Genomic DNA, 2,980 nt, shown 5'->3' with positions numbered 1-2,980 from the left:
CGGCCGCAGCGACCACGAGGAGTAGTTCTTGTTGCCGATGTAGAGATCGAACATGGAACGCTCCTTTCAGATGGAAACGGGTATGGGCTACCCGGCAGCCAGCACCCGGGACACTTGTCTGCTTGCGCCGCATCCCGCAGGCCGCGGGCGCAGTTCGTCCGGCAACTGCGCGGGCAGCGGACTACAATCACCTCATCGCATCGTACTGGCAGGAGAGAGGCAGCGCAATGACGGACGCGAAGCATTACCGGGCCCGGGAACGGCTCCGCAACAACCTCGAACTGTGCATCCGCGCGGCTCGACCCGACGACGAGCAGCGGATCGTCGAAGCCTTTGCAAAACTTGATCCGGAGTCGATCTACCTACGTTTCTTCGGCCCGAAAAAGGAACTGTCCAAAGACGAACTCGCTGCTTTCCGTGACATCGATTTTGACCTGCGGGTCACGCTGTTCGGCACAGTCACGGAGCATGGGCGGGAGATCATCGTCGCGGGCGGCACCTATGTACGCATCGACGACAGAGCGGCGGAAGTCGCTTTTCTCGTGGAAGAGGATTTTCACCGCCTCGGCATCTCCAGGCGACTGCTCTCCCATCTGGGCCGCATCGCGGTTGCCGCTGGACTGCAACGTTTCGTCGCCGAGGTGCTGCCGCAGAATGCGGCCATGCTGGGTGTTTTCGGTCGCTGCGGCTGGGCAATGACATCGCACCAGGAAGGCGGCACCGTCCATGTCATCCTAGACCTGACCTCATCCGCACCGGGACACCCCTCATGAGCGATCCACACGAACCATCTTCGTCTGACCCTCAACGCCGCGACATGAACGCAATGGCGCCCAAACCACTCAGCGAAGCTGGCCGAAAGCGGGTCCGAACCAGCTTTTTCCGATACCTGCTGCGGGGTACTCGCGTGATCCTGCCGGTGCTGTCGACGCTCGGCGGATTGATGGTATCGCTCGGCATCACCGTCGCCCACGCCGAGGGCTGGAAATACATCGACGGCGTGTACTTTGCGTTCGTCACGGGGCTCACCGTCGGCTATGGTGACCTCGTACCGACACGCCTCGTCTCGCGCATTGCGGCAATCGCCATTGGTTTCACCGGCATCCTGCTCACCGGCCTGCTGGCCGCCGTGAGCGTCCATGCCCTGCAAAGCGCCGTTGCCGAAGAGAAGACCCGCCCGGATGGCGACGCGCCGCAGGAGCCTCCCTTGTCATGAACGCACCTTCCGCCTCCGCACCTCCCGGACTCCGCTTCGACATCATCGCCGGCCTGACGGCCGCAGCAGTCGTACTCCCGAAGGCGATGGCCTACGCCACCGTGGCCGGGCTGCCGGTTGCCGTCGGCCTCTACACGGCGCTGGTGCCGATGCTGGTCTATGCGCTGCTCGGCACCTCGCGGGTGCTCAGCGTAAGCTCGACGACGACGCTGGCTATCCTTGCCGGCACACAGCTGGGGCTGGCTGTGCCGGACGGCGACCCGGCACGCCTGCTGACGGCCGCCGCAACCCTGACCGCGCTGACCGGCCTGCTGCTCATCGCTGCGTCGCTGCTCCGCCTTGGTTTCGTCGCCAACTTCATCTCGACTCCGGTACTCACCGGCTTCAAGGCGGGCATCGGCCTCGTCATCGTGCTCGACCAGGTCCCCAAACTGCTGGGCATCCACATCACCAAACACGGGTTCTTCAGCGACGCACTCAACATCGCTCACCACCTTCCGGAAACCTCGCTGCTGACGCTGGCAGTCGCCGCCGTGGCACTGCTGCTGCTCTTCGGCATGGAACGTCTGTGGCCACACTCGCCGGCACCGCTCGTCGCGGTAGGCGGCGGCATTGCCGCTTCCTGGCTGTTCGGTTTCGATGCCCTCGGCATCAGCACCGTCGGGCTCATTCCGCAGGGGTTCCCATCGCTCACGCTACCCGATCCGACCCTCATCGAAGAACTCCTGCCCGGCGCACTCGGCATCGCGCTGATGAGTTTCACCGAATCGATTGCCGCCGGTCGCGCCTTCGCCGACCCGCAGGACCCGCCAATACGCGCCGATCGCGAACTGCTCGCCACCGGCGCGGCGAATCTCGGCGGCGCCTTGTTCGGCGCCATGCCGGCCGGCGGAGGCACGTCGCAGACCGCCGTCGTCCGCGCAGCAGGCGGGCAAAGCCAGAAGGCCGGCATGGTGACGGCCGCTGCCGCGCTCGCGACGATGCTGGTCCTCGCGCCCCTTCTCGGCCTGCTGCCCAACGCGGTGCTGGCGGCCGTCGTCATCGTCTACTCGATCGGGCTGATCCAGCCGGCGGAATTCCTCGCCATCCGCCGTATTCGCCTCATGGAATTCCGCTGGGCCCTGGTGGCCTTTGCTGGCGTGCTCGTCTTCGGCACCCTGAAGGGCATCGTCGTGGCGATTGTCGTGTCGATGATCGCCCTCGCGGGCCAGGCGGCCCACCCCAAGGTCTATGTGATCGGGCGCAAGCGGGGCGAGGATCTGCTGCGCCCCGTATCGCCGGAGCATCCGGATGACGAAACCTTCCCGGGGCTGCTCATCCTCCGCCCGGAAGGACGTCTGTTCTTTGCCAACACGCAGCAGATCGGCGAACAGGTGCGCACGCTGATCGCCCAGCACCAGCCCTGCGTCGTGGTCCTCGACCTGAGCCGGGTCTTCGACATCGAATATTCCGCGCTGCAGATGCTCGTCGAATGGGAGCGACGCGCGTCGGAAGCGGGGAGTACGGTCTGGCTTGCCGGCCTGAACCCCGGTGTTCTCGAAGCCGTAAGGGCCTCCGGATTGGCCGACCGGCTCGGGCAGGAGCGCCTCCTCGTCAACAGCCGCGCGGCGATCCGGCAGTATCAGGCGAGCACCGGCAACGCCCGCTGACGTTCAACGTGCCGGCAGCGCCTGGATGTCGCGCGCCACCTGCTCGCTCAGCGCGAGAACCGAACGACTCGTCGCGCTGACTACCGCGGCGTAGGAGGCATCTGCAAGCGGCTCG

The 2,980-nt window shown here is 65.6% G+C and carries 3 protein-coding genes; all 3 read left to right on the top strand.

Annotated features, from left to right (window positions below; all coding sequences use genetic code 11):
* The first annotated feature begins 227 nt into the window (after positions 1–227).
* The 3 genes from RKP46_RS15180 to RKP46_RS15170 are packed head-to-tail and all read left to right on the top strand — an operon-like array spanning position 228 to position 2,865.
* Positions 228–773, top strand: coding sequence for a GNAT family N-acetyltransferase (locus RKP46_RS15180; protein WP_311107411.1), 546 nt, complete (start codon positions 228–230; stop codon positions 771–773).
* On the top strand, positions 770–1,216 hold the full coding sequence (locus RKP46_RS15175) for a potassium channel family protein (RefSeq protein WP_311107410.1): 447 nt from the start codon (positions 770–772) through the stop codon (positions 1,214–1,216). Before RKP46_RS15180 ends, RKP46_RS15175 begins: the two co-directional genes overlap by 4 nt.
* Entirely contained in the window at positions 1,213–2,865 is a 1,653-nt protein-coding gene (locus RKP46_RS15170; protein WP_311107409.1) for a SulP family inorganic anion transporter, read from the top strand. Before RKP46_RS15175 ends, RKP46_RS15170 begins: the two co-directional genes overlap by 4 nt.
* Positions 2,866–2,980 lie beyond the last annotated feature (115 nt).

This window comes from Accumulibacter sp. (genome assembly GCF_031732815.1).
Classification (GTDB): Bacteria; Pseudomonadota; Gammaproteobacteria; order Burkholderiales; family Rhodocyclaceae; genus Accumulibacter.
This window is presented reverse-complemented; position numbering and strand designations above follow the sequence as displayed.